At 62.7% G+C, this 619-nt stretch carries 1 pseudogene; it reads right to left on the bottom strand.

Annotated features, from left to right (window positions below):
* Positions 1–572 (bottom strand): annotated as a pseudogene (locus HMPREF0673_RS00955) (hypothetical protein); the annotation flags it as partial.
* Positions 573–619 lie beyond the last annotated feature (47 nt).

The following is a 619-nucleotide window of genomic DNA, read 5'->3' as shown; positions in this document are numbered from 1 at the left end:
TGGACGCACCGTCCCTTGCTGTCGTATTCCCAGCGGTAGGTGTCGCCGTTGCGGTCAGTCTTCTCCGTCATCAGGTGGCCGCTATACGACATCTCCGTGGTCTTGTCCATGGCGTCGGTGATGCCCGTCATGTTGCCGGATTCGTCGTAGGTGTACGACACCAGACGCTCTTCTCCCTTGTCGGTGACGAACGACAGGCTCGTGACGCGTCCCTTCGTGTCGGTGGCGGCGTGTACCGTGCGTCCGGCAGGGTCGCTCACTCCGGAGAACCTGCCGTTGCTGAAACGGAGCTGTATATGAAGCCCGTCGGGGTTTTCTATGCGCGTCATGCGCCACGCGCCGCCGTCCCGCATGTCGAAGCGGTATGTGAGCAGGCTGTCATGGCTGTATGCCTCGTAGCCTTTTTCGGTGCGGCGCAGCGTCACGCGTTCCGTGCGCATGTAGAACTCGCCGCCCGGTGCTATCGGCGGGAAAGCGACGGCACGGCCGTCCTCCATGCGGAGCATCGTCACGCCCTCGTCCTCGAAACTTTCCACCGTGCGGTCATAGCAGCAGTGTACGCCATGGCCCAGCCAGCCCTCGTACTCCGAATCGGAGTACCATGCCCGGCTCCATTCCA

It is taken from the genome of Leyella stercorea DSM 18206 (assembly GCF_000235885.1).
GTDB lineage: Bacteria > Bacteroidota > Bacteroidia > Bacteroidales > Bacteroidaceae > Prevotella > Prevotella stercorea.
This window is presented reverse-complemented; position numbering and strand designations above follow the sequence as displayed.